Here is a 24,195-nt window from a genome sequence, read left to right on the forward strand (position 1 = left end):
GCCGCTTTGGTGGGTCGCACAAAAAGAAACGGCGAGTAACCTTCGTTACTCGCCGCCTTCATAAGCTTCTTAGTCAGGTGATTAAAAAGTGCCACATTGAATTCCTGATCCAAATGTAAGACATCTGATGGTTCTATACCATTCAATGCTGTGAACGGAGTGCTTTGTGCATTGAATGACAAGATTGATGCAGCAAAGTATTTCACTCGATGGGGCGGAAATGGTAATTTTACTATAAATTTATAGTTTACCTCAAGTTGCAAGACAAGCGAGGGGGTTTCTGAAAGACAAAATATGCAGGGTCAAGTAAAAAAAACGGGCGGGTCGGATCTGAAACTGATCCTGGTGCTGACGGCGGTCTTTACGCTCAGCCAGGTCACTACTTTTTTCCGGATCTACGCGCAACACCAAATGGACGGCGTGCCGCTGGATTGGGGCGGTGCCATTTGGGATCGTTTTTTGGCCTGGATCATCGGATTTATTTTTCTGGTAGCCATCGTGATCACCACGCGGCGCTATTTACTGGAGAAAAAATCCTGGCCACTGACCATCGGCATTCACCTTTTTATCGCGGCGGTAGTTTCCTTTATCTGGTACGTCACCCTGATCTCGATCTCAAAATTATTCGGACCGACCAACGGTGAGGCCTTTGCCAATTTCGATCTCCTGTACTGGTTCTTTATGAATTTTGATAAGCTGTTCCTGCTTTATCTCTGTACAGCCATTATCACCTACGCCTATTACTACGTGCAGCGCGACCGGGACAATCGTATCAACCGCTCCAAAATGGAAAACCAGTTGCTGGAAGCCCGGCTGAAAATGCTGCAATCCCAGTTGCACCCGCACTTTCTGTTCAATACCCTCAACAGCATCACCTCCCTGATGGATGTCGATATCCATAAAGCCAAGATCATGACGGTGGATCTGGCCGATCTGCTCCGTCATGTACTCGCTCACAAGGACGTTCAGTTGATCAACCTCGACGATGAACTGGCCATACTGTCCAAATACGTGGATATCGAAAAGACCCGTTTCTCGGATGATCTGGAGATCAACTGGCACTTGGAGGGCGATTTCAAGCGGGTACAGATCCCGAGCATGTTGTTGCAGCCCCTGGTAGAGAATTCCATTAAGCACGGATTTTCCCGTCAGCACCCCAGCCTTCGAATCGACATTCGTCTGAAACGCCTGAAAGACCGCCTCCAGGTGATCATCGAAGATAACGGACAGGGCATACCCCAGCAGGAAGCCGGAACGATCTTTGAAACTGGTACCGGCATTCAGAATACCCAGCAACGCCTGGAATCCATTTACGGTGATCAACAGGTATTTTCGGTCACCAACAAACCGGAAGGCGGGGTGATGAACCTTATTGAGATCCCACTGGCCCTGAGTGTGCAGTCGCCGCTGACGGAAGTGTCGAGATCCCGGGAGGTCCTGACCAGTTGAACCCCGTTCTATTTCCCCGTATCTATCATTCATAAATCATTTTTTACGCAATAACCAATGGTTCGCACCCTGATTATCGACGATGAAGCGCTGGCCCGCCGCCGGATCCGGCACCTGCTGGAACAGCGTTTGGACGTGCACATTCTGGGCGAATGCAAAAACGGACAGGAAGCGATTAGCGCCATTGAAACCGAAGAGCCGGACCTGATCTTTCTCGATATCCAAATGAAGGATATGACCGGATTTGAGGTACTGGAAAGTATCAATGCCGATATTTTCCCCCTGGTCATATTCGTAACGGCCTACGACCAGTACGCTATCAAAGCCTTTGACATCTTTGCCTTTGACTACCTGCTGAAACCCTTTAAGGAAGAGCGCTTTGCTCTCTCCGTCGATAAAGCGGTAGCTAATCTGCAGAAGAGATCCGTTTCCGATCTCGCCCATTCGGATCAGATCAAATCCCTGCTTACCTACCTGAGCGATCAGCAATCACCGGCCACTTCACCGGCCTTTTCCAATACCATTCCCATCAAGGGATCCGGGAAGATCTCTTTTGTCGAGATCATGGATATCGTCCATATCGAAGCTTCCGGCTATTATATCGAGATCCATACCGCCGATAAGAAATACCTGCTTCGGGAATCCCTTGCCAATATGTCCGACCGGCTGGACGACCAGTTCTTCCTGCGCATCCACCGGTCTACGATCGTTAATTTGCAGTACCTGGAAGAGATCCAGAATAAGAGCGCCAGCGAAGTGGAAGTCGTTCTGAAAACAGGCCGGACTTTTCGGGTGAGCAAATCGTATAAGGATGTTTTGTTTGAGCGGTTGGGGATTTGAGAGGTTTTAGCTGAGGTGACTACTCATTTGGAGCTTTGAAGTACATTGACTATTCCGCTAAACCCTTTACAGTGAGAAGATTGATATTTGGCACACTGACTATTTGTATTTTCCTGGGATGCTATTCCTCACCTACCGAAGAAAAAATTTCGGCTGGCAATCCAGTCGGATATTCATTCGCCCATTACCCACATAACAATCCCAATTCACGACGGGGAGATAGTCTGCAATGGAAACGCGCATATACGACCTCCAATCTGGCCTACCAGGAAAGCCTGGCAACCGGCACCTGTACGCTTTTTGATAGTATCTATATCTTCAACCAGATCAGTCGTAACGCTTTATCCCTGAAAGACACCGTTATTTTAGCGCCTTATTTAGAATTCGTTGATTCCTGCTTACGCGCAGAAGATATAAAGCAGGCCCATCATTTAGGGTTATTGGCTGATCATGAGTTCAACCTGGGAAAATGGGCTATGTTTCGGGGAGCTTACCGCGAGGCCAAGACCTATCTCCATTCCGCATTACAGCAATACGAACGGCTTCATACTCCTCCGCATCTTCGAATTTCCCAAGCCCAGAGTGAACTCGCGGCAATGTATCACACTTTCCATACTAGCCTGGATTCTGCCAAACTATATGCCGAAAAATCCGCCAGGCAATATCTGTACATTCCGGACCTGTACGCACACCATTTGGATAATGAATTTTTAAGAGCCGAACTGGCCGGTCAGGAGCGCAACTTCTTATCCGGGATCGGATACCTAAATAAAGTGATTGCGGAACTGACGCACATTTCCCGTGCGGATACGATGTTTCTGGTGCAATGCCTTAATTTAAAAGGTAAACTCCTAAGAAAAATCAATGACTGGGAAGAGAGTTATCGATTCCTCCAAAGCGCCTATCAGCTTTGGAAACAATGCTGCCTGCAAGATCTCCGTGGGCAGGAAGTCTATCGGGAATTGTTATTTTATCATTCCTACCGGGGCCAGGTTGATAGTTTTCACCATTACTTTAACGAACTGACGGGTCGTTTTTCCCCTGTGGAAATGCAATTTATTGTGCCCGATCGTATCCTCAGTAATTTCTATCACGATACCCAACAGTACGGCCGGGCGATATCCCTGCAAAAAAAATTGCTCACTGATTACGAAAATAACCCTTTTGCCGATCGGGAACTAATCCAGCAGGCTTACTATATCCTTACCGATTCGTATCGAAATCTTGGTCACTTCGATTCGGCCGGCTACTACAGTGCGCGGAGGATACTTCTTGGGGCACCTCCGGATACTACTCAGGATCAGTGGGACCGTATTATTTCCCGTGAGGTTGCCCTACGTCCGGAACAACTGGTGCCATACTATCAGCTCATCCAGAATCTCTACTATCAATACCAGCAGGAAAAAAACAGTTTCTTACTCAAACGGGCATTTCGCCTGTGCCAGCTTACCGATACGATCGTACAAAACACCTTCGCCACGATCCCCGAACATGGGATAAGTAGTTTCCTGGAACAGATCCATTCGATCTACGCGCAGAGTTATTCTATTGAGATCGCCTATGAATTGTACAAAACCGAACCACGCAGGAACTACATGGACTGGGCCAATCGGTTTATGGAAAGAACCAAATCGTCCCTTTTATACCGTGACCTGCTGATTGGTACAGCGTTAGACAATCATGATCTCTCGGAGACTTGGAGAAAAAAAGAAGATGAATTAAATGCAAAGATCCGTGCGGTTTCCCGAAAGGTGATTAATTCAGAAGAAAGTGGAGCCCTCGCTAATCTACTACTCGAGCAAAAGACGCTCTACGAGTCTATAGCGTCTTACTACCCCGAATATTATCGAGCCAGGGTATTTCAGGAAATCCCGTCCCTAGCCGAGATCCAGAAAAAGCTTCGGGGAACAAAACAGGCTATCCTGCAATATTTTGATGATGGACATAAAGACTTTTTACTGCTTATTCGTTCTGATACTACGCTATTCCTGCGCCTTCCTGCTGACCAGACGGCCCACGACGCGCTTTCGGATGCCAAAACGCTCTTATTTGCTGATACTCCAATCGATATTGAAAAATTCACCGGGCTTAGTCATCAAATTTACGAAGGATATTTTGCCCCGGCAGCAAATTATTTAAGTGATATTACTCAATTACTGATCATACCCGGCCACCGCTTAGATCAATTCCCTTTTGAGACCTTGCTTGTCCAACCATACGGAACGTTAGACCATCATACCCCTTTTTTGATCAAAAGATTCAGCGTCCAGTATGCTCATTCGTTGAAAAATTACTGGAAGCACTTACATTCCATAAGCTATCAGGGCAACCGATCCAAAAAAGTGCTGGCTTATGCCTTCAACGACCGTGATGAAGTAGTCGGTTTCATCAAAGACCTGCCGTATTTATCCGGGTCACCGAAAGAGCTGGATGATATTAAAAACAATGTGCGATTGCAGATCGGGTCGCGTTTTGTTTATGGTAATGGCAATCGGAAAGCACAATTCCTGAAGTACGCCCAAAACGGAGGGTATGACCTTATCCACCTATCGCTACACGCGAGGTCTAACCTCCGGAATCGCTTTGATAATCATATCTACTTTCGCAAGCTCCGGAATGATATAGACACCTTGTACGGTTTTGAGATACCTCCCCTGAGACTAACTACGGAACTGGTAGTCCTGAGCAGTTGCCAGACTGCCTATGGCCCCAATCAGGCCGGGGAAGGTACCTACAGTCTTGCGAGATCATTCATCCAATCCGGAGCTAAAGCGGTCATTTCTTCACTCTGGAATATCGAACAGTCGGCCGCCAATCAACTGGTGCACCATCTGTATACAGAATTGCCAACGGCTACTACACCGGCCGAAGCCTTGCATCGGGCCAAGCTGAAATTGCTCGATGAATCAGCTGATTTTTTTCTGGACCCGCGGTACTGGGCGGCTTTAATTTATCACTGTGGAGGGTAGTTTCACATCATTAACCGTATATGTCCTTCTCCTCATTCGTAAAAGGATCATACTCCCTGATGTATTCATAATATCGATAATCCCGGGGATCATCAACTATAGGATCTGCTAATGGCTTTGCGTACACTACACTAACATTTTTCGAGTAGGAAATACCTAGTATATTCTCGTAAAGCAAAGGAGTTTTCATCGATCCGATCGATACCTGATCCTTTCCGATTGAATTAAATTTCAGAACTAGGTTCTCTGCAGTACGCTTATCTTCAAAAGCGAAGAAAAAGGAATTTCCATTATCGAGCACAAAAGGGAAGAAATAGTGCTTGTTAAAGTGGAATAACATGCGATGGGCATTTGTATAACCGTCGAGTGAATAAGTGGAAGGGCACCCGAAGTCTCCCTTAAATTTGGGCCCGACCAGGCCAGTAAGGGAAGCTGCCATCAAACCATTGAATTGTTCACCAATGTGCTGATGGTCATCAGTAATAATAGCTGCATTGCCATCATATTCCACACGAACACGCTTCATTAATTTTCCGGGTACATGTAAATGGGCCATTAACAATTTGACCTGTACAGTAGAACCGGGCAGGGTACGATCGGTCACAAAGCAGTTAATATTGGAGTAGGGTCCACAATTGATTTCCCAGAGAAAGTTATGTGGATCAGGTTTCCGGGTACAGCCACTAATACAGCCTTCTACAGATAATAGGGGCATAATTCGATTTTTAAAATTATAACAAAAAGGTTTAATTTATTCCAGCGCCGGACGATCCGCAGCTATCTCCACAATCAGTTGCCCGGCAAGTCGTCCATAGGCCGTCTGCTTTTGAGCTAATTCGTCCAACAGTTTAGATGCCTTTTCCACATCCTGCTGCCCAAGATAGGCCAATGCCAGATACCAGTTTGACGGGTCGGATAAATTATATACGGCCGCCATCGGTCGGAATAACTCGAGTGATCGTCCGGCAAGCTCGTAATCGCCTGTGGCCAGATAACTGTTTCCCAAAAAAAACAAACTTAGGCTATCCGGAGTTCCATCATTTAGAGCATTATATTGCAGAATAGCATTTTCCCAGTCTTCAGCACTATAATATTGGGCGGCCAGACTCCGCAGGCTGTCCTTGGCATTATCACCGTTGTTACCGGCTTTAACCAAACCTATTCCTGGAAAAGGACTAAAGAACTCAGCTACCAGTTGCTCCGGCCCGGAGTTCTTTATAAGCATTCGGATGAGAAAAACCGAAACGATAATCAACAAAAAAGTTGCCGCAGCGAGCTGTATCTGCTTCGTTCCGAATCGCAGCTTGTTCCGGACTCGTTTGGTCTCTTTGTTCCATTGTTCAGCTTGTTGGAATACTGCTTTCCGGCCCTGCTCATTGAGCATTTTTCCCAGGCCGGACTGGTCTTCGGCTGTCAACGCGAATCTCTCTACGCTCGAAAAAAGTGCATTCCTTCCCGCTCGTTCTATCGTTTGGATCATCAGTTCTACTTCCGCTTTGTTACTGGCAAATACTTGATCCCGTTGTAACCGGTCCTCTACCTCCGCCCGGGCTGTTTCATCCAGGGTGCCCCGGATATATGCTTCCAATATTTGTAGATCACGATCCATGTATTAAACTTCTTGTCGACGTAAACGATGAAAGATCTGCTGCAGGCGTTTCAGACACTTGTACTTTTGATTCCTGACTGTACTTTCATTTTTATAGGCCATCTGCTGACTGATCAGCCGGGCCGATAGATTCTGGTAATAATAGAGCGTAAGTAATTCCCGGCAGGGTTCTCCCAACGCGTCTAGTGCGGATTCCATTACCTCAAATTCAAGCTCCTCCTGCACCGGGTCTTCCCAATTATCCATTCCGGATAAAAATTCATCAATTGCTTCCCGGATCCTGATCTTCCGTCGCTGTATCTCCGGGTATTTATTTTTGCCGATAGCAAAAAAGTAAGATTTCAGAGAGCTACTAAGTGTTTTCAGTTTGCCTTTAAAAATATTATCGATGAAAATAGTATACACCAGATGGAACAGATCCTCTGCATCCTGACTGATCAGTTGATACCGCTGGTTGATCCATGGGATAAAGACTTTTCTCATTTCTAGATATACCGCCCGCATCGTCGGCTCATCATTTTGCCTTATTCGATTGATCTTTTCCTGGTCTGTCATAGGTAAGTTAGGCCTTCTTAATAAAAAAGAAAAAATAATTGCCCCTTATGGGTGATGTTTCAATCATTTGAACATAAATATAATGAAGGCTTTTTTAATTGCACCTGTAACATCATCTAACAAGGTGTTGCAAGGCAAAGCCTTCTTCCATTCCAACAATTATACAGCTGTAACTGCAACCGGCTGCCCTGGGCAGCCCTGGCAGTTCCGTGGTTGTCGGCGCGCATGACACTACGGAAATGGAATGTCCCTGCCTGTTTTCAGGCAATCGCAAATCCATTTTCTAATCGGACTGCAGAGACCTTGAGCTACTGCAGACCCCAATTTTACTGTCATGCAACAAACAGAAAAATTCAATCTGGAAAAATTTAACGATCACCAACTGAACGATGCCGAACAACTAAAGATCAAAGGAGGTGACGGCGACGAAGATACCTGTACGCAGATCGTTACCGAAGAAGAAATATGCCTTTAAGGATCATTCGGAATACAGATCCATCGAAGTGTCAAAGGCAAATTGTACTTTATTATATAGGGTTGCCCGTATCCGGGTGGCCCTTCTTTATTTGTCTGATCTTCTCCAGCAACCAAAACTTTCCCTGCATATAGGGCTCCCTTTCCAGGGCGTCAGCTAATTTCTTCAGAGCTCCTTCCCGGTGCTTGTAGGTAGATATCTGTGCTAGCTGGCGCGCATAACGGCTAAATCGCCGGAAAGCCTTAATCTCGGTTTTGGCCAGTCTTTTATCATTCCTCACATATTCCTCAAAAGCCAAAGCATAATGATGAAAAGTTTCGAAAAAAGAGGAATCGTCGAGAAAAAATTCAAAATGAGCCTGTAGCAGGAGCATTCGGGAGCGGTTAACTAACAAACGGGAGCTGAATACATGATCCTTCAGTGTTCTCATACAGGCAAAGTACTGCCCCTGGTAATAATCTGTATGGGCATTGGCAAATTTCTCGGCATCTACCCGAAAATCATCTGCCAGATAACTACTGTATTTTTTCCTAAACTCCGCCACATAATCAAACTCCTTGAGGGAGTTACCAATTGAGATCATATTGAGAAAGGTATGCTCCGTTATTTGCTTTTTGTGAATTAAAATGCCTTTTTCTACTCCAAACTTATAAAGACCAAACAGAGCCGTCAAAACGTCATTATTTCCCGTTTTCAGCAGACGAGATGCATCATTGAGTAAGGCATAGAATAAGATTTTGCGATCCCTGGTCTCCAATTGATCCTGCACAGTCAGGAATTGCAGGTGGAAAGTTTCGAACTGCACAAGGTCGCCCATTATTTGTTGCTCCAACCGCTGCCGGTACAGCTTTACGGCAGCATTAGGATAGTGCCGGGCCAATTCGTCGAGCAGGTCTAGCCCGATTGATTCCGGAGCGGATCTCTGCAACCGTAATTGCCGCTCGCGTTTTTCATTGGCCAACCTCAATTTTCCTAGTAAATAATACTGATCCAGCCAGGCTTCTGCTTCCTGCAGGGGACTACCGTCCTGAGTTTGGCGATAGGTCGTCCCCACCTGATAATACAGTTGCTCATAGAGCTTGGTAAGTACCAAAAAATCGGCTCGATGTATTACCTTTTCTTTTTTAATCCTGTTGGCTAGTCTTTCACTTTCTTCTTCCATCCAGCCATAACGTCCCTTTTCTGCAAAAGCGCTAATCAATAACTGGGCCTGGAGGTTCTGGTCCTGCTGCAATTGGCAGTTAATCAAAAAGGCCCGAACCTGGTTGGATAATTCGCCCATAAGATTACGCAAAACCTTATCGTTATAGGGTTTGTTCGGATAGACCTTTTGGAATAGACCTTTTTTATCCAACCCGGCCTGATCGTAATCCGGATGATATTTTTTCAACAGATCATATACCCGTATCAATCTTTGGTTGGTGTTGCACCAATCCGATTGTAACCATTTTCCAAAATTCCTGAATGGCTTTGCTTTTAACAGCCGGAGTAGCTGAAATACTTTGGCTTCATGAAATTTCATTTTCATGGCAATTTAACAACCTAACCATCTATACATCAGCAAGATACAAAAATAAAGCCTAAGTTTTGTCATGGCAAATAGTGAAATTGCTGGTTGCACTAAAAATGGGACCGAAATAACTTGCAGTATATTCTATTAAACCCCATACTATGAGTACCCTGGAAGTGATCATCGGCCTCGTTTTTGTATTTCTACTATTAAGCCTGCTGGCTACTATCCTGCAGGAACTGATCTCCGGTTTATTATCTCTCCGGGGCCGGGTCTTACTCCGGGCCATGATCCAGTTTCTGGAGCTTGACCAACTGGGTAAGAAAGATGTTCCGGCCAGGGAAACGGGAAAAATCAATTCCTTTTCACTAGCCACTTACGTGCAGGAAAGGGAACAGACGAAAAAAGTTTCCCGGTATATCCGCTTGCACAGTCGGGCCTATCACAAATACATTTCCCACAATCTGGGTATCCGGCGTTTACCGTCCTATCTGACCAGTGAACAGGTGCTGACTATCATTCAGGATATCAGTGATCAGGATCTGAATGCTCCCCAAAGACAAACACTACATCCCATCATCCAGATGGTTCCCGACCGGCTACTCAAGTGGACCTACCTGATCTGGCAATTTTTCCAAACTGATGATCCGAAAAGTAGCCGGCCAACTACGGAGCGAGGGGTAATTGAGGGGGAAAAGGACCTGGATCCGGAGTCTTTTTCTGCGGAAAAAGCGCCCTCCACCCATCCGGTGATCAAAAAAAAGCTACAGCGTGATAAACTGCTCGCCAATCTTTCAGACCCTGAGTTACAGGCTAATCTGACCACCATTTTACAACCAACACTTTCGGAGATAAAATCAACCCCTAAAGAGCGGCTTATCCTCCAACCGGTCGTATCGGCTAAAGAACAGCAAAAGGCCAAAGTCGAATTCAAGCAAAAGTACGATGACATGATGGCCCGGGTTACAGGCTGGTACAAGCGTCGGGTCCAGTTCGTTTTGCTGGTGATCGGTATGATCCTGGCTATCGGTATGGACGCCGACGCGATCCGGATCTATGATTACCTACAAGCAAATCCCAGCGAAAGGATCGCCGTGGTGGAGCAGGCTAATACCTTTCTTGAAAATTACACTTCCGCGGAATCTTTCACCGGTATTATTCCCAAGGATTCTAACCGATTAGACAGTTTGGCGGACCGGGCAGCAAAATTGCTGGAAACCGAATTCAGGCCTTTGGATGGTTTTCTAGGTTGGAAATGCCGGGAAAAGACCAGTAGCCGGAGACTTACCGAAATTCGCCAGGCAACAGAAGCCGGAGAAGCAGGAATCTCTCATAGCCGCACCGAAATTGAATGCGGAGAATTTACAGTCACTCTAGCCGCAATCAGCAACGAAATAACGGCCCGGCGAATGGTCGGCTGGATCATCACCGCACTGGCCATCTCTCTGGGAGCTAATTTCTGGTTTGATCTGCTGAAACTGCTGATCAATATCCGGAATGCGGGGAAGAAGCCAAAGAATGAAAAAGAACAGAAAACCAACAGAGCTTCCATCACTGAAGACGAATTGGCAAATTCAGTAGGCTAATATCAATTGCGAAAAAATGAAGATCGTTTTTCAGGCAAATACGAAAATCAGGGAGAACCTGGACCACATGGATGATTCCACAGTACTCGGTATCGTCCGGCAGGGCCAGATCGTTGAAGTGGAAGCATTGCCGGTACCGGGGCCGAATTTACGGGATAGTTATAATGGTGAAACCAGAACGAGCGATGTTTGGTATCGTGGTGAAAATAACTGGTATTACTGGGGTGGCTGGGTTAAATCGGTAGAGAAGCTCGGACCAAGGCAGGATATTGACTGGAACCAGCTGAAATACCGTGAGCAAAATATGAATTGGGCTATTGGAGATTTTAATTTAGCTGAACAGGCCTGGCGAAAAGGCATCAGAGGTAAGGACATGAATGTGGCTATCCTCGATTCCGGTATCGCTCCCCGTCATTTTAAGCAAGATCTACCCGAGAACATCATCCTTGCCCGAAAAAATTTCACTGATGATCAGCCCTCTGATATAAAAGATACCGTAGGGCACGGTACGCAATGTGCCGGCCTCATAGCAGCCAGAGGCAATTATGACATATTTGGTATGGCCCCGGAAGCCAATCTGATTATCGGAAAAATACTTCGAAGAAAAGGAACCAATCATAAAAAAGTTGCGGAAGACCTGATCGCTGCTTTAGAATGGTTGATCGGATTGGACAATCCCATTCATGTTCTATCCTTATCAATTAGTCTGGACAAAGGGTCTCTTTACGAAGATCAAATCAAAAGCCTGGAAACGCTCATTCGGAAGCTTGTAGACAAGAAAGATACGTTGATCGTTGCAGCAGTAGGAAATTCCAGTGGCTTTGCGGAATTCTATCCGGCTCTCTTCCAAGAATGCCTTTCGGCTGGCGGATACGACCGGAATAAGCGAATACTGGCCGACAGTACGATCAATCCAAAACTGGACCTATTAGTACCCGGTCATGACCTGCTCACCACGTCCGGTGATGTGGATCAGACTATAGAAATAACCAACAGAATGAGCGGCTCCAGTAGCGCGACTGCCTTATTGAGCGGCTTAGCCTGTTTGTTGCGACAAATGCACCCACATCTAAGTGCCGGCGAGATCCGGGAAAAGATCTTGAGAGAGGCAATTGATGGCGAGCCGATCGAAGGGCTACCGACATCACGACTATTCAACCCTTTATTATTGGAAATAAATCATATGTAAAATTACAATTTCATGAAATATCAACACTTAATCTATTTGGTAACGCTTTTTCAAAGTCTTGCTCTATTTTCCGTTCAGGCTCAAACCTTACTGGATGATGCTATTTTTATCGGCAAATTTATTGATGGAGATGGCTTTCTGAATGGAGATCCGGATACCCTTAAGGAGTACGCGCCGCGTTTGGCTAAATACATAAGTTCGAAGGATCAAGATACCATTAACAGAGCGCAGCTACACGATGCTCTAAAAGAAAATCCTTTTCTGGAAAGCATCTTATTCGACAGAACGCTTGCTTTGGCGAGCTCACCTAATGCCAATATTTTCCAGGTAGAAAAATCGAATCCGCGTGTGCCTTTTGGCACTGGCATCCCTATAACTACTATTGCCGATGGACTCGCTAAATTTTTGGTCACTAGTGTTCAGGCAGAACTCAATATTGCCTTTTTCCGACATTTTCGAAAAGCTTTAGACAACCAACCGATATTAGGTCAACTTTTTCCTACAACTACCGAAGAGCTTATGCTAATTGGAGAAAATATCTACCGTTACCAAAGTTTTTTGGAAAACCTTCGCAGTAAATTCTTCTATGACCTTGAACGTTTAGATAGCAATCTCTCTACTGTATTAAGTAATCATCAAATTTTTAAGGAACAGAAAGTTAATGCAATAATAGCCGACCTCCTTTTTGTAAGTGGTGAGATCCGTCAGGGTAAATCCCCGCGTGATCTTATCAAATATCTAGCAACGGATGCTAATCTGCTAGATCCTGGAATCTCTGAATTTACTAATCTGCGTGCTAGTTTTAAAACTCTTCATATTTTTTCCGAAGCATTTGCGGATACTTCGTCCAAAAATGGTTTTTGGAAAGACCCCCAGACAATTAGGGAGGTACTTTTCACCCCAGCAAACACCATGACATTACGCATTTTTCATGGCCTTATTTACCAGAAATTCATACAGGATAATATCATCATAAAAAACAAGGAACTTGTCTCACTGACTCGATATTATCAACCTGCAGAAGTAAAAAAGATCGAAAACATTGTTCGCAATATTACTGCGGAAGCCCAAGCTGCCTCCACTGCAATAAGAACCATCAAGAAAAAAAATCCGGATAGCTTAAGTTTTCAAGACTACTATTCGTTTCTTAACCCATGTCTCAACCTTTTGGAAACCGGAAATGATATATTCATTGAACTAGGGATAAAACCCGATGATAAAATAACCGGATTTCAAAAGTTTACCCAAGGGTTACGCCATCTCAATGAGATGATCCTTAATGTTTCCACCAATCAATACAATGCGGCAGTCGCTGATGCATCACGCTTTCTAGGATTACTTGAACTTAAAAACAAAAAAGTAGCCATTAAAGCACTTCAGTACGGTAGCTTTATGGCATCTATAGTTGAAGCTGAGAGCTCAGACCAAATCGCTCAAATCATAGATGCTGTTACCCTTCCACCAGGAAGTTCTGCAATTAAGAAATATTCTTCTTGGAATATGGCAGTCAACGCTTATGTTGGTTTTGCCTATGGCTGGGAAGAATTGCAGATGTTAAACAGTGATCAAAGTGATAATAGGATTTTTGGCCTTTCTGCGCCCATCGGACTTACTCTGAGTAAAGGCTTAGGTAAGGGTGGGTCTTTAAGTCTTTTCGGAACAGCTATTGATATAGGAGCCTTGACCGCGTTTCGATTCAGTGATAATCAAACTAAAGACTTGCCGGAATTGGAACTCGTTAACATCCTTGCTCCCGGAGGGTACATCATATATGGTTTTCCCGCAGATCTACCGCTATCCCTAGGATTTGGTGTTCAGGATGGTCCATATCTTCGAAAAATAAGTGGGACGGGTACAGAAAGCTGGCGGGGAAAACGGTGGGGTTTCTTCCTCGCCGTTGATATCCCCATGTTCAACATCTTCTCCGGCACCAGGAAATACAAATAATTCCACAGGGCATTTCCATTGCCGCACGCAAATGGCTATATTTACTAGTGATCCATATTCATTTAAAAAGCACTCCAAGACTAGTAAATATGAAAAAACTCGATCGTCGTCAATGGCTACGCACTGCCGGAATGGGTAGTGCCTTGACCCTACTCAGTAGCCCGGCAGCCCTCGCCGGAAATATGCCGCTCAAAGATCCCTATCGCCCGCTCGGCCAGAAGGTAGATGACTTGGTGCGGCTAAGTTCGAATGAAAATCCCTACGGGCCGTCTCCTAAAGTAAGAAAGGCGCTGACCGAAGCTTTCGATCTGGCCTGCCGCTATCCCTTTGGATACGAGCAAAAGCTGCGGGAAGCCCTGAGTGAGAAGCACGGCGTACCGGCGGATCACATTATGATCGCCGCCGGTTCGACGGAAGGACTCAAAGTGACCGGTATGGTTTACGGGGGCGATGGGGAAGTGATTGCCGCCGAGCCGACTTATCTGTCGCTGCTGAACTACGCCGAAGACGTCGGCGGCTACATCCATATGGTGCCCGTTGACGATCAGATGGGGCACGATCTGGAAGAAATGGAAAAGCGGATCACCGCCAAGACCGGACTGGTATTCGTCTGTAATCCCAACAATCCGACGGGTACCTTACTGCCGGCCCAGAAGATGCGCGATTTCTGCCACTCGGTATCGAACAAAACGATGGTCTTTGCCGATGAGGCGTATTTCGATTACATCACCGAACCGGACTATCCATCGATGGTGGAACTGGTAAAAGAAGGGGCCAACGTGATCGTATCCCGCACGTTCTCCAAAGTATTTGGCCTGGCCGGCATCCGGATCGGTTACCTTATCGCCCGGCCGGATATTATCGATCGGCTGCAAAGTCTACGGATGGCCGGGCCCAGCGTGCTCGCCATTTTTGCGGCCTTGGAAGCTCTGAAGGATAAAGAGTTCTATCAGTACAGCCTGGATCAGAACATGCAGGGCAAAAAGGTGATCTACCAGGCGCTGAAGGACCTGAACCTGGAATACGTTCCATCGCATTCCAATTTCGTATTTTTTCACTCCGGGCAGGAGATCGGCAAGCTGAATGCGGCCATGCGCCAGGAAGGCGTGCTCGTTGGGCGTCCGTTCCCGCCGTTTACAGACTGGTGCCGCATCAGCACGGGTACCGTGGAAGAGACCGAAAAATTTGCCATGGCGCTGAAAAAGGTCATGAAGGCCTAGCAAATTTCCTTTATTTATACCAACCTTTAAGGCAGGAGCAACATCCGTGCTCCTGCCCTATTACGCAAAACTCGCTCTTATGAATGACCAAACCATCCACCAAAATCCGGACCGCTATATCTTACCGTCCGCATTCTCCTACGCGGCCCTACTGAATGCTTTATTATGGTCCCGGGAAGGTATCGACTCTTTTGACTTTTTGCTTTCCGGTGAGGTATTCCTCTTCGGTTTTCTCACTGCAGCCTGCGCGGCAATGATGATCGGTGCTTTTTACAGCCTGAATCGTTTTCGCCTGGAGCCGATTCTGCAGTACAGCCTGGGCCTGTTCATCGGCGGCATCCCGATCATGGCGCTGATCATATGGACTTTTAGCTAGTTCCGCTACAACCCATTTTTATTCATCGATTCGGTAAGCGGGGATCACTTCTAATGGGAAGATTTCCCCTGGAGGTGTTTGCTATTCCATTTAGTTGCTTGCAAAAAAATTCAGGGATTTGGGTACGTGTTGGGTACTTCTTTTTTAGTGCTGACACATTAAGCCGTACAATTTATTTTACCCTAAAAACCCAAATCATGAATTTTGTTAAAATCTTCCCCCAGTACCTTTTGACGTGCATGGTACTCTTTCTTTTTTCTTCAGTTAACGCCCAGATCGCTACCGTTGGCGGTTACGCACCTAACCCCGGTGCTCCCAAAGTAGCGAAAGTCTATGCCGGTAACGACGGTGGCGCCTATTACTGCACCGAATCCGGCAACAAAGTCTACTGCTTCGCCGAACACCCGGGACGGAATTATTCCTACGTGATCGAAGGAACCCGCAGCGGCAACGTGATCAACGCCAAATTTTGGGGCGTTCCCAAAGAAGGCGCTACCAAAACGGGTACGATCAAACTGCAGATCCTGCCGAATGCCAGTATGAAACTCATTTACCAGAGCGGTGGATTTCCTTCTTCAACCTTTAGTATCAAGACCATCAGCCAGATCAAGAATCTGCTGCCGCGCCCCTCTAAAACCCCGGCTTTCAGTACGCTTAAATTGAGTGACCTGGACGGCGGATTTAAAGACGCCAATGGATACTACTACTATTTCCGCCAGGTAGGCACCAAAGTGGTCATGTTCTGTGAGCGCGATTTCCAGAAAGGTCAGCAACCCGCCGGTGCATTCGTATTCATCGGTAGCCGCCAGGGCAATGGTGTACAGGGTACAGTAGTGTCCGTTCCCAAAGGCATCAAGCAGGGCAAAGGCAACTTCGGTGTCCAGGTGATGTCCAACGGCAGCCTGAAAAAATTCTCTGCCATCAATTTCGGTAGTGATCTGCTGAGCATGATCCTCGATATCAAGGACATTCCCATCCCCATCAACCACGCGGTGGATGTGCTGGACAGTCAGCTGAAATATACCAAGATCAAACTCGATGGTTACGATGAAGGTGGTAAGGCACTCACAGACGGATCCTACGTACAACTCAAAGGTATGCCGGCATTCAAATTCTCTCTGCCTTATCTGCAGGTAACGACCGGTTCCAGCCGGTTCCCAAGACTGCAAACGCATCGCCGCAGTTTCATCAACGATATGTCCAGTGACATTATTCAGCTCAAATCTCTGGGCGGTAACAAAATGCGCCTGACCGTGATCTTTGAAAACGGCGGCCGGGAGATCAAACGCTACTGCCGTCAGTGTGCCGGAAAACCCGGAGACGGTGGTCCGCAGGACAACATTATGCAGGACTGGGATCTCCAGAACCCACGGGTGGACATCGAGATCGAACTGATCAATAAGAAGACCTCAGGTGGTAAGAACAGTATCAGTTTCAAAACTACCAATGTGAAGCTGCACGCCTGGATCGACGCTCCGGCCCTGTGGGATAAGATCGAGCAGTGGATCATGAACAAAGTGCGCCCGGAAGCCGAACAACGGATCATGAACTACCTGAACGATCCTAAACTGCAGACGATGGTAGCCGATAAGATGTACCAGGGCCTGCTGTCTGCCTCCGCTTACGTCAATCAATACGAATTGCTGGGTTACAATCTGCTTAATATCCAGCCGAAAGGAATTGTGGTGAGCAACGGAAAGGTCGTTTTCCAGTTCAAATAAGGAACCGACTATCTCCTAAAAATTAGCCATAAAAAGCGCGTCCTTGCGAGTCCAGATTCGCAAGGACGCTTCCTTCATAATAAACATCAAAACCATATTATTGTAACATACTAATCCAGGCGCACAGCCAATGGGAATGGATTTCTTTAAGTTTTTCCGGTAACCGATCACAAAGATGACGCTAAAATCACAATAGATCAAACTGATAATATTTATCTTTATATAGATAAAATCTATCAGCATGAATTTACAACAGCTTGAATATCTCCTGGCCGTCAACAAATACCGCCATTTTGCCCGGGCAGCCGAACACTGCCACGTTACGCAGCCCACCCTAAGCATGATGATCAAAAAACTGGAAGAAGAATTGAATGTGCTCATTTTTGATCGTTCCATTCAACCGGTCGAACCCACCAATATCGGTCGGAAGCTCATCGAACAGGCCCAGACGGTGCTCAGTGAAGCGGCCGGTATGAAGGATCTGGTACGCGAAGAACAGGTGACCGTTTCCGGCCCGCTGAAGATCGGAGTTATACCAACCCTGGCGCCCTATCTGATACCCTCCTTCCTGCCAAGGTTCCTGCATACCCACCCCGGTCTGCAGCTGAAAATATCCGAACACACTACAGAAGATCTCATCAAACAACTGAAAGTACGCCACATCGATATCGGTATCCTCGTCACTCCGCTTAACGACCGGTCCGTCCGGGAAATCCCTCTTTTTTACGAATCTTTCCTGGTCTATACTTCCGATCCTTCCGAAAAGGCCTACATCATTCCGGAAGAGATTGATCCGAATGATCTCTGGCTCCTGGAAGAAGGGCACTGCTTCCGATCCCAGGTCGTGAACCTCTGCGAGCTGAAGGATCAGCGCCAGGTGGCCATGCAATACCAGGCCGGCAGCTTCGAAACCCTGAAAAGGCTGGTGGAAGAAGAAAAAGGCATTACCATTCTTCCGGAACTGGCCACCCTACATCTGAATGGCCGTCAAAAAAAATTGCTGAAACCTTTTGCTCCGCCGCAGCCGGTGAGAGAGGTAAGTCTGGTCATCCGCAAGAATTTTGTGCGGCAGCGCCTGGTCGAGATCCTCAGCACTGCCATCCTGGACAACCTACCGGCCCAGATCCAACGCGAAAACCCCGGACAACGGGTGGACATCTATTGATGGGAAGGTTTAAATTTCCGGGTGTTTGGTTGGAAATAGGACGGTGCGCTGCACCTTAACACATCACAACATTCATACTTTAGCACATTCAAACGTTTCCACATTCATTTTAATTGATGATTTTCCGGTCTGGAAATAGAACGGTGCGCTGCACCCAACGCATTCAAACATTCATACTTTAGTCTGGAAATAGGACGGTGCGCTGCACCTAAACACATTCAAACATTCATACTTTAGCACATTCAAACGTTTCCACCTTAGCCCATTCAAACGTTTCCACGTTCATTTTTAATCGATGATTTTTCGGTTTGAAAATAGAACGGTCCGCTGCACCTTTACGCATTCCGACATTCATACCTTAGCCCATTTACACGTTCACACCTTTGCTAATTCACAAATATTGATTTTCACTAATACCTCGAAATTTTAATCACCCCGTTCAATTTTAATTGATAATTTTTAGTTAGTATTAGGTGTTTATATTGAAATGAAATTTTGCCACATTGAATTCGCGCGTATCCCTTTGATGCAGATCATATCCGCTTTGACCATGATCTGTGCTGACCACGGAGCGAGTCCAATATTCACCAGATGATAAAATTCGTTCCCATGCAGGTCCTCCGCATTTCGTACTATGACTACCGCTATCTGTTACTTTCTTTATCGGTTTTGGTTTTATCTTCCCTTTCCGCCAACGGCCAGGCCACCAACTGGGAATTGCAGATCGATAAAGAAGGCATCAAGATCTTTTCCCGCTGGAAAGAAAAAACCGGAGATCATAAGGTAAGGGAGATCAAAGCTACCTTTACGGTAGCCGCCCAGCCCGAAAAACTGATCGCTATTTTGAAGGATGCCGATAAAGCTTCCGATTGGATGGTGGGCGCCAAAACTTCGGCCATGCTGGCCGTCCACAGCCCCAAAAGCTGGTACGCTTATACGGAATTTGACCTGCCCTGGCCTCTGCAAAACCAGGATCTGGTAGCGCTCTACAAGATCGAACCGGTCGGCAGTCAATCCACGCGGGTAAACATCAACGCCCATCCCGATTACCGTCCCGAATACGATAAGATCGAACGCATGCAGCACTTTGAAGCCAGCTGGACCTTTGAACTTCTCGGCGAAGGAAAAACCCGCGTCAGCTACAGCGCTTTTACCTACCGGAAACCTTCGGCTCCCCGCTGGATATCCGATCCCGTAGTGCAAAACAGCCTCTGGAAAACGATGAGTGGTTTCCGGGAAGTTGCCGAGGATTGATGATGGTGAGTAGACAGAATACGAGAAATATGCCGGCAAATGCCTAGTGCCGGTATTGCTCCAGGTACTGCATCACCTCCCGCACTACCCCGTCACCCGGCAGACTGTGCCCCAGGCCGCTGGTCGAAAACAGAGAGGAACCCGACCAGTTCCGGTGGATCTCCAGGCTACCGGCATAAGGAGCAATGGTATCGTCACGATCGTGCACGATCAGCCCCGGCAGCTGTAATTCCCGCGCAAATTTAGGAATGGAAAAATCCGACATCGGGAAGCCGAAATGCTGATTGAACGCATCTTTCAGCCCCGTAAATACCAGCTCGTTCATTCCCACGATCTTCCGGAAGGTATTCATCAGATCTTCCAGTTCGTAAGGAACCGCCATCACCACCATCGATCGGAAAGCCCCCGGATCTTTTTTTGCCAGATGGTAAATACCCGCCATGGCTCCGGCCGAGTGCCCGATAAAAATATCCGGAGGAAAACGCTGAAAGGCTTCCTGAAAAACTCCTGCGTAGAGCGGTACATTAAAAACCGCTCCACCGGAATAACCGTGAGCCGGTGCATCCACTCCAATGATCCGAAAACCGGTGTCGCGCAGCCCCCGGATCAGCAATTGCCAGCGACTGGTATTGCTCTCCCAGCCGTGTGCGAGGAATACCGTCGGCCCGTCTCCCGGCCAGTGAAAAAGACTTACCTGGTCCTGCCCGTCCGGCGTTGGATAATAGATCAGTTCTGCGGTATCGAGAATTTCGGGATGGTGGGTGCTGCTTTTACTGGACCGGGGTCTGGAAAATAACTTCAGTGCTAATTCGCCGGCCATGGGTGGTGAGATCCGGGCCACCGTATTGAGTGACCAGCCGATAGATTTCAAAGCAGCTGAGGATAACTGCTCGCGGACAGCTTCTGGAAATACCGGCATCTGGATCGTTTTCTTATTCGAAACGACAATGTAGGGAATAATGTTGAGACGGTGGGAAATGGGACGTTTGGATGTCGGGATCTATAAGACGTCCAAACGTCCCCATCTGCTGATTAATTCAGGTTACGAGACTTGCTTGAATGGTAGAGAGTCGATGGTAGAGCGTATAGAGACTGCAACCATTAAAATGAGCGATTTTGCTCCATTTTTACGATAGGTAATCCCTCTACCCTCCACCCTCTACTCTCTACCTAAATTGCGAAGCAACCTAGACTAATTAATATCCTCCTTCTTTTTCAGTTTCTCAACCGCCTGGGCCAGCGCGTCCTTATTCAACTGATCCGGCGCCTGTTTAGCTGCTTTTTCGGCGTGTTTCAGTGCTTTATCGTACTCGCCGACGGCCGAATAGCCACGGGCCATGCCCACCTCCGTCGGCCAGGCTCCGTCAAATTTTTCGTAATTGTATTTAAAGATCTCCATCGCTTTTTCCTTTTTACCCTGGGTGATCAACTGGCGACCGTAACCGTGGATCTGAGTCGCCGAGGCCGTCGGATGCTCGATGGCCTGCTGCATGCTGGTCATGGCCTCCTCATTTTTTCCCATAGCCTGTAGGACCTGAGCTTTAGTAGACAGAGTGGTATAGTTCGGCTGACCGATGAACGGCGCACTAACGGCGGCTTCCGCCCATTCCAGCGCCTGGTCCAGGTCGGTACCGCTCTGGGCGGCAAAATTGGCCGCCTGTACGAGGTTTTGCCAACTGAATCCGTCCGAGCCCCGCAGGTCATCCTTCATTTTGCTCAAATAGATCTCGTTCATATCCGAAACTTCGATGGTGAAAGGCACCATAAGCTCATCCCAGAACAGAGCCACCGTAGTCGATTGTGGCTGGCGATCGATAAATTCATAGGTCAGCCATTCGTGGTAGGGAGCAGCTTCCGGCCGGGTTTCCACGCGCAGGGCATCTTCGCCTTCATCGTAAAAATAGCTGCCCCAGGAAGAGGTATTGTGGGAAAAGATCAGGGTCCAGGATTCATTTTCCCGCGGAATAATGTGAAAACCGTAAGCTCCGGCGGGTAGATCTTTGCCCTGCACCTTAACGTCGTGGGAGAACTTGATCACGGTGTTCTCATTGGCACCGGCGCGCCAGGGCATTTCCTTGGCCGTACCAAAGTTGTTGGCGGCCAGACCGTAAGGCACCAACTGGCCCCAGATCTTGCCCTTCCGGTCATCGCCGTTGGGGGCCGTGACATCCGGGCTGTGGTAGATGACGCTGACGGTGGCCAGCGATCCGATGTACTGGGTAACTACGCTTTTTTGATTATTCCCGCTGGGAGGTGTACTCAATTGAGCCTGGAGGCTCAGGGAAAAAACAGATAACAATAAACACAGTGAGGTGATTTTAGAAAACATAAGCCGATTTTTAAGTTAAATAATAGATGTGGGCAATTTTAACCGGCCGTCCATAAGAAGCAAAACAAACTTAATAAGATATTTTGAATTATTCGGGCTAATAGCAATTCTAAATTCAGCTGGATAAGCGCAAAAAAAAGGGGGCCGCGCGGGCCCCCAAGAAATTCCCATCAACAAGTCGCACCTAAAGTGTTGACCTATCGATCCAATTGCAATCTATTCTTCGTGGTTTTGGTGTTTGCTATCGGTTGCGGTATCAATAATCTTCCGTGACTTCCAGGACGGCGTCCACAATATCCGGATCGGTCAAATTTTCAAAATTTCGGTTATCCGTTGCGGCGAAACCTTCAAAGTTGCGTACGCCCGGATTGGCGCCGGCCTGGGCCAGCAGATCCGCCAGATCACCGTGTCCGCCCTGGGTAGCGGCGGTGATGGGTGTTGTTCCCAGCAGATTGGCGTGGTTGGGATCAGCGCCGCGGTCCAGTAAGATCTGTACCAGTTCCGTATCGCCTTTTTCCGCCGCCAGGTTCAGTCCGGTATTTTCCAGGTAGTCCATATTATAAGTATCCGCTCCAAAATCGAGCAGAATGCGGGCCATTTGCCCCTGGTCTTTCTCAATAGCCAGATTCAGCAGCGGTTCGCCCATTTTAGTTTTCCAGTTAGCGTCTACCGAGGGCTGACTGCTCTTTTGCAGCAGAATACCCGCGATCACGTTGTATCCGTTGCGAACGGCAATGTACAGCGGAATATCTCCGTCGTCATTAGCCTGACTGGGATCCGCTCCCTTTTGTACCAACATGGCTACCGCCCGTACATCATTCAGAGCAACGGCCCGGGCAATCGGGGTCACGCCGTTAGATTTCCGGTTGACCTGGGCTCCCCGGTTGATCAGTTCCTGCATCAGAGCCAGGTCCTGCTGTTCGAGCGCCAGCATCAGGGGGGCGATGCCCGCATCATTTTTCAGTCCGGGTTTTGCCCGTTCCATGATGATGCGAATGATCTCGGGGTTCTGTCCCTTGATGGCTAAAGTTAACGGCGATTCTCCGGATTTATTTTTTAGATTGATCACGGCTTTTTCTTCCAGCAGCTTTACCATGTCCACATCATCCTGCTTGATCGCCAGGGTCAGGGCGGTCTCGCCTTCACTGTTGAAATCGTAGAACCATTCCGGCTTCAGCTTATCCGTCACACGGGTTGTATCGCCCCCTTTCACGGCGGCAAAAAAGCCCATACGTTCGGCCTCTGCGTCTACCTTATCTTTCTTGCGTTTTTTCTTTTTCTTTTTGGTGGGTGTTTCATCTGCGGTGATGGTCGCTTCTTCCGAGGTGTTCTGGGTTTGAGCCATAGTACTTACGCCGGGCAGCAACAACAACATCATGACGAGGATCGTGTAGTATCTCATGTTGTTTAATTTTTGTCAGTTGATTAAAAGGCATTAAGTACTGGTGCTGCATCGGCGATTACATCGATTTTTGGTGATGAATGGTATGGAATAAAGCGTAGAGAATTGTCCGTAGTCTGAAGCTGGATGCGGCAAATGCAGTAGAACGTATCTATTGGGCGTCCGTTTAGTGCCGCAGTCGGTAATTAAATGCGCGGAAGAGCTGTTTTATTTTCCAGGTTGCCGGCCGGAAAACAAAATCACTCATAAATAATTGAAATACAATTGATTGAACCCGTGTTAAGGAATTCAAAAAGTTTTCTACTGCAGTTTTTCTTCTCCCCGTTCTCTTGCGCATTTTCTTAAAACAGACCATACATTAAAAATATTTGTCAATTAATTTTATGGGATGCAGTGCCTGCTTGTCAGGGGACAGGGACCAATCGCAGGTCAAATAATTAATCTAAGTTGTAATGCAACTTAGGTAGAGGGTATGGGGATTTCCTATCGTTAAAATGGAGCAAAATCGCTCATTTTAACGGTTGCAGTCTCTCTACCATCTACGCTGTACAATTCTCTTGAATTAATTAATTCCAAGTTGTTAGTTAGCCGGCAAAAAA

At 47.1% G+C, this 24,195-nt stretch carries 19 protein-coding genes; 12 read left to right on the top strand and 7 right to left on the bottom strand.

All coding sequences use genetic code 11. The features are described from left to right. Positions 1–294: 294 nt before the first annotated feature. The 3 genes from CRP01_RS17480 (at position 295) to CRP01_RS17490 (ending at position 5,258) form a co-directional block, all read left to right on the top strand. Positions 295–1,449: a sensor histidine kinase gene (locus CRP01_RS17480; protein ID WP_099151367.1), complete on the top strand. Its 1,155-nt coding sequence runs from the start codon at positions 295–297 to the stop codon at positions 1,447–1,449. 57 nt (positions 1,450–1,506) lie between these two features. After that, complete coding sequence (locus tag CRP01_RS17485) at positions 1,507–2,289, top strand: LytR/AlgR family response regulator transcription factor (protein WP_099151368.1); 783 nt, start codon at positions 1,507–1,509, stop codon at positions 2,287–2,289. A gap of 71 nt (positions 2,290–2,360) precedes the next feature. Further along, the gene (locus tag CRP01_RS17490; protein ID WP_143473422.1) at positions 2,361–5,258 is read left to right on the top strand and encodes a CHAT domain-containing protein; all 2,898 of its coding nucleotides are present in this window, start codon (positions 2,361–2,363) and stop codon (positions 5,256–5,258) included. Between the two features lie 10 nt (positions 5,259–5,268). On the opposite strand, the gene CRP01_RS17495 is transcribed toward CRP01_RS17490, so the two are convergent. The 3 genes from CRP01_RS17495 to CRP01_RS17505 all read right to left on the bottom strand — a co-directional run bounded on the left by CRP01_RS17495 (position 5,269) and on the right by CRP01_RS17505 (position 7,350). Further along, positions 5,269–5,973, bottom strand: a complete 705-nt coding sequence (locus CRP01_RS17495) for a hypothetical protein (protein WP_143473423.1) — start codon at positions 5,971–5,973, stop codon at positions 5,269–5,271. A 36-nt stretch (positions 5,974–6,009) separates the two neighbouring features. After that, positions 6,010–6,738 (bottom strand): tetratricopeptide repeat protein, encoded by a 729-nt coding sequence (locus CRP01_RS17500; RefSeq protein WP_143473424.1) that lies wholly within the window; start codon positions 6,736–6,738, stop codon positions 6,010–6,012. A gap of 132 nt (positions 6,739–6,870) precedes the next feature. Then, the gene (locus tag CRP01_RS17505) at positions 6,871–7,350 is read right to left on the bottom strand and encodes an RNA polymerase sigma factor (RefSeq protein WP_170110415.1); all 480 of its coding nucleotides are present in this window, start codon (positions 7,348–7,350) and stop codon (positions 6,871–6,873) included. A gap of 406 nt (positions 7,351–7,756) precedes the next feature. Between CRP01_RS17505 and CRP01_RS42335 the strand changes: the two genes are divergently transcribed. Next, positions 7,757–7,897 (top strand): hypothetical protein, encoded by a 141-nt coding sequence (locus CRP01_RS42335; RefSeq protein ID WP_170110416.1) that lies wholly within the window; start codon positions 7,757–7,759, stop codon positions 7,895–7,897. Positions 7,898–7,949: 52 nt separating this feature from the next. On the opposite strand, the gene CRP01_RS17510 is transcribed toward CRP01_RS42335, so the two are convergent. Beyond that, positions 7,950–9,419, bottom strand: a complete 1,470-nt coding sequence (locus CRP01_RS17510; RefSeq protein ID WP_099151373.1) for a hypothetical protein — start codon at positions 9,417–9,419, stop codon at positions 7,950–7,952. Positions 9,420–9,568: 149 nt separating this feature from the next. Between CRP01_RS17510 and CRP01_RS17515 the strand changes: the two genes are divergently transcribed. The 8 genes from CRP01_RS17515 (at position 9,569) to CRP01_RS17555 (ending at position 19,865) form a co-directional block, all read left to right on the top strand. Continuing rightward, positions 9,569–10,993, top strand: coding sequence for a hypothetical protein (locus tag CRP01_RS17515; RefSeq protein ID WP_099151374.1), 1,425 nt, complete (start codon positions 9,569–9,571; stop codon positions 10,991–10,993). Positions 10,994–11,009: 16 nt separating this feature from the next. Further along, positions 11,010–12,182 (top strand): S8 family peptidase, encoded by a 1,173-nt coding sequence (locus CRP01_RS17520; RefSeq protein ID WP_099151375.1) that lies wholly within the window; start codon positions 11,010–11,012, stop codon positions 12,180–12,182. A gap of 12 nt (positions 12,183–12,194) precedes the next feature. Then, positions 12,195–14,129, top strand: a complete 1,935-nt coding sequence (locus CRP01_RS17525) for a hypothetical protein (RefSeq protein WP_099151376.1) — start codon at positions 12,195–12,197, stop codon at positions 14,127–14,129. Positions 14,130–14,218: 89 nt separating this feature from the next. After that, complete coding sequence (locus CRP01_RS17530; protein ID WP_099151377.1) at positions 14,219–15,349, top strand: pyridoxal phosphate-dependent aminotransferase; 1,131 nt, start codon at positions 14,219–14,221, stop codon at positions 15,347–15,349. A gap of 79 nt (positions 15,350–15,428) precedes the next feature. Next, positions 15,429–15,725 (top strand): hypothetical protein, encoded by a 297-nt coding sequence (locus tag CRP01_RS17535; protein WP_099151378.1) that lies wholly within the window; start codon positions 15,429–15,431, stop codon positions 15,723–15,725. 197 nt (positions 15,726–15,922) lie between these two features. Further along, positions 15,923–17,446: a hypothetical protein gene (locus CRP01_RS17540; protein WP_143473425.1), complete on the top strand. Its 1,524-nt coding sequence runs from the start codon at positions 15,923–15,925 to the stop codon at positions 17,444–17,446. 241 nt (positions 17,447–17,687) lie between these two features. Continuing rightward, entirely contained in the window at positions 17,688–18,611 is a 924-nt protein-coding gene (locus CRP01_RS17550; RefSeq protein ID WP_099151381.1) for a hydrogen peroxide-inducible genes activator, read from the top strand. A gap of 591 nt (positions 18,612–19,202) precedes the next feature. Next, complete coding sequence (locus CRP01_RS17555; protein ID WP_143473426.1) at positions 19,203–19,865, top strand: SRPBCC family protein; 663 nt, start codon at positions 19,203–19,205, stop codon at positions 19,863–19,865. Between the two features lie 43 nt (positions 19,866–19,908). On the opposite strand, the gene CRP01_RS17560 is transcribed toward CRP01_RS17555, so the two are convergent. From CRP01_RS17560 to CRP01_RS17570, 3 genes are all read right to left on the bottom strand, one after another. Further along, a complete protein-coding gene (locus tag CRP01_RS17560; protein WP_099151383.1) occupies positions 19,909–20,784 on the bottom strand; it encodes an alpha/beta fold hydrolase in 876 nt (291 codons plus the stop codon). A 273-nt stretch (positions 20,785–21,057) separates the two neighbouring features. Next, the gene (locus CRP01_RS17565; RefSeq protein WP_099151384.1) at positions 21,058–22,194 is read right to left on the bottom strand and encodes a DUF2911 domain-containing protein; all 1,137 of its coding nucleotides are present in this window, start codon (positions 22,192–22,194) and stop codon (positions 21,058–21,060) included. Between the two features lie 256 nt (positions 22,195–22,450). Next, positions 22,451–23,596, bottom strand: coding sequence for an ankyrin repeat domain-containing protein (locus CRP01_RS17570; protein WP_099151385.1), 1,146 nt, complete (start codon positions 23,594–23,596; stop codon positions 22,451–22,453). Positions 23,597–24,195: the final 599 nt, after the last annotated feature.

This window comes from Flavilitoribacter nigricans DSM 23189 = NBRC 102662 (assembly GCF_002646595.1).
In the GTDB taxonomy this organism is placed as follows: Bacteria; Bacteroidota; Bacteroidia; order Chitinophagales; family Saprospiraceae; genus Flavilitoribacter; species Flavilitoribacter nigricans.

Bases quoted from the DNA above. Each gene is read 5' to 3' on its own strand.
- CRP01_RS17480 (WP_099151367.1), top strand. From the start codon at position 295: ATGCAGGGTCAAGTAAAAAAAACGGGCGGGTCGGATCTGAAACTGATC.
- CRP01_RS17485 (WP_099151368.1), top strand. From the start codon at position 1,507: ATGGTTCGCACCCTGATTATCGACGATGAAGCGCTGGCCCGCCGCCGG.
- CRP01_RS17495 (WP_143473423.1), bottom strand. From the start codon at position 5,973: ATGCCCCTATTATCTGTAGAAGGCTGTATTAGTGGCTGTACCCGGAAA.
- CRP01_RS17500 (WP_143473424.1), bottom strand. From the start codon at position 6,738: ATGATCCAAACGATAGAACGAGCGGGAAGGAATGCACTTTTTTCGAGC.
- CRP01_RS17505 (WP_170110415.1), bottom strand. From the start codon at position 7,350: ATGAGAAAAGTCTTTATCCCATGGATCAACCAGCGGTATCAACTGATC.
- CRP01_RS42335 (WP_170110416.1), top strand. From the start codon at position 7,757: ATGCAACAAACAGAAAAATTCAATCTGGAAAAATTTAACGATCACCAA.
- CRP01_RS17510 (WP_099151373.1), bottom strand. From the start codon at position 9,419: ATGAAATTTCATGAAGCCAAAGTATTTCAGCTACTCCGGCTGTTAAAA.
- CRP01_RS17515 (WP_099151374.1), top strand. From the start codon at position 9,569: ATGAGTACCCTGGAAGTGATCATCGGCCTCGTTTTTGTATTTCTACTA.
- CRP01_RS17520 (WP_099151375.1), top strand. From the start codon at position 11,010: ATGAAGATCGTTTTTCAGGCAAATACGAAAATCAGGGAGAACCTGGAC.
- CRP01_RS17525 (WP_099151376.1), top strand. From the start codon at position 12,195: ATGAAATATCAACACTTAATCTATTTGGTAACGCTTTTTCAAAGTCTT.
- CRP01_RS17530 (WP_099151377.1), top strand. From the start codon at position 14,219: ATGAAAAAACTCGATCGTCGTCAATGGCTACGCACTGCCGGAATGGGT.
- CRP01_RS17535 (WP_099151378.1), top strand. From the start codon at position 15,429: ATGAATGACCAAACCATCCACCAAAATCCGGACCGCTATATCTTACCG.
- CRP01_RS17540 (WP_143473425.1), top strand. From the start codon at position 15,923: ATGAATTTTGTTAAAATCTTCCCCCAGTACCTTTTGACGTGCATGGTA.
- CRP01_RS17550 (WP_099151381.1), top strand. From the start codon at position 17,688: ATGAATTTACAACAGCTTGAATATCTCCTGGCCGTCAACAAATACCGC.
- CRP01_RS17555 (WP_143473426.1), top strand. From the start codon at position 19,203: ATGATAAAATTCGTTCCCATGCAGGTCCTCCGCATTTCGTACTATGAC.
- CRP01_RS17560 (WP_099151383.1), bottom strand. From the start codon at position 20,784: ATGCCGGTATTTCCAGAAGCTGTCCGCGAGCAGTTATCCTCAGCTGCT.
- CRP01_RS17565 (WP_099151384.1), bottom strand. From the start codon at position 22,194: ATGTTTTCTAAAATCACCTCACTGTGTTTATTGTTATCTGTTTTTTCC.
- CRP01_RS17570 (WP_099151385.1), bottom strand. From the start codon at position 23,596: ATGAGATACTACACGATCCTCGTCATGATGTTGTTGTTGCTGCCCGGC.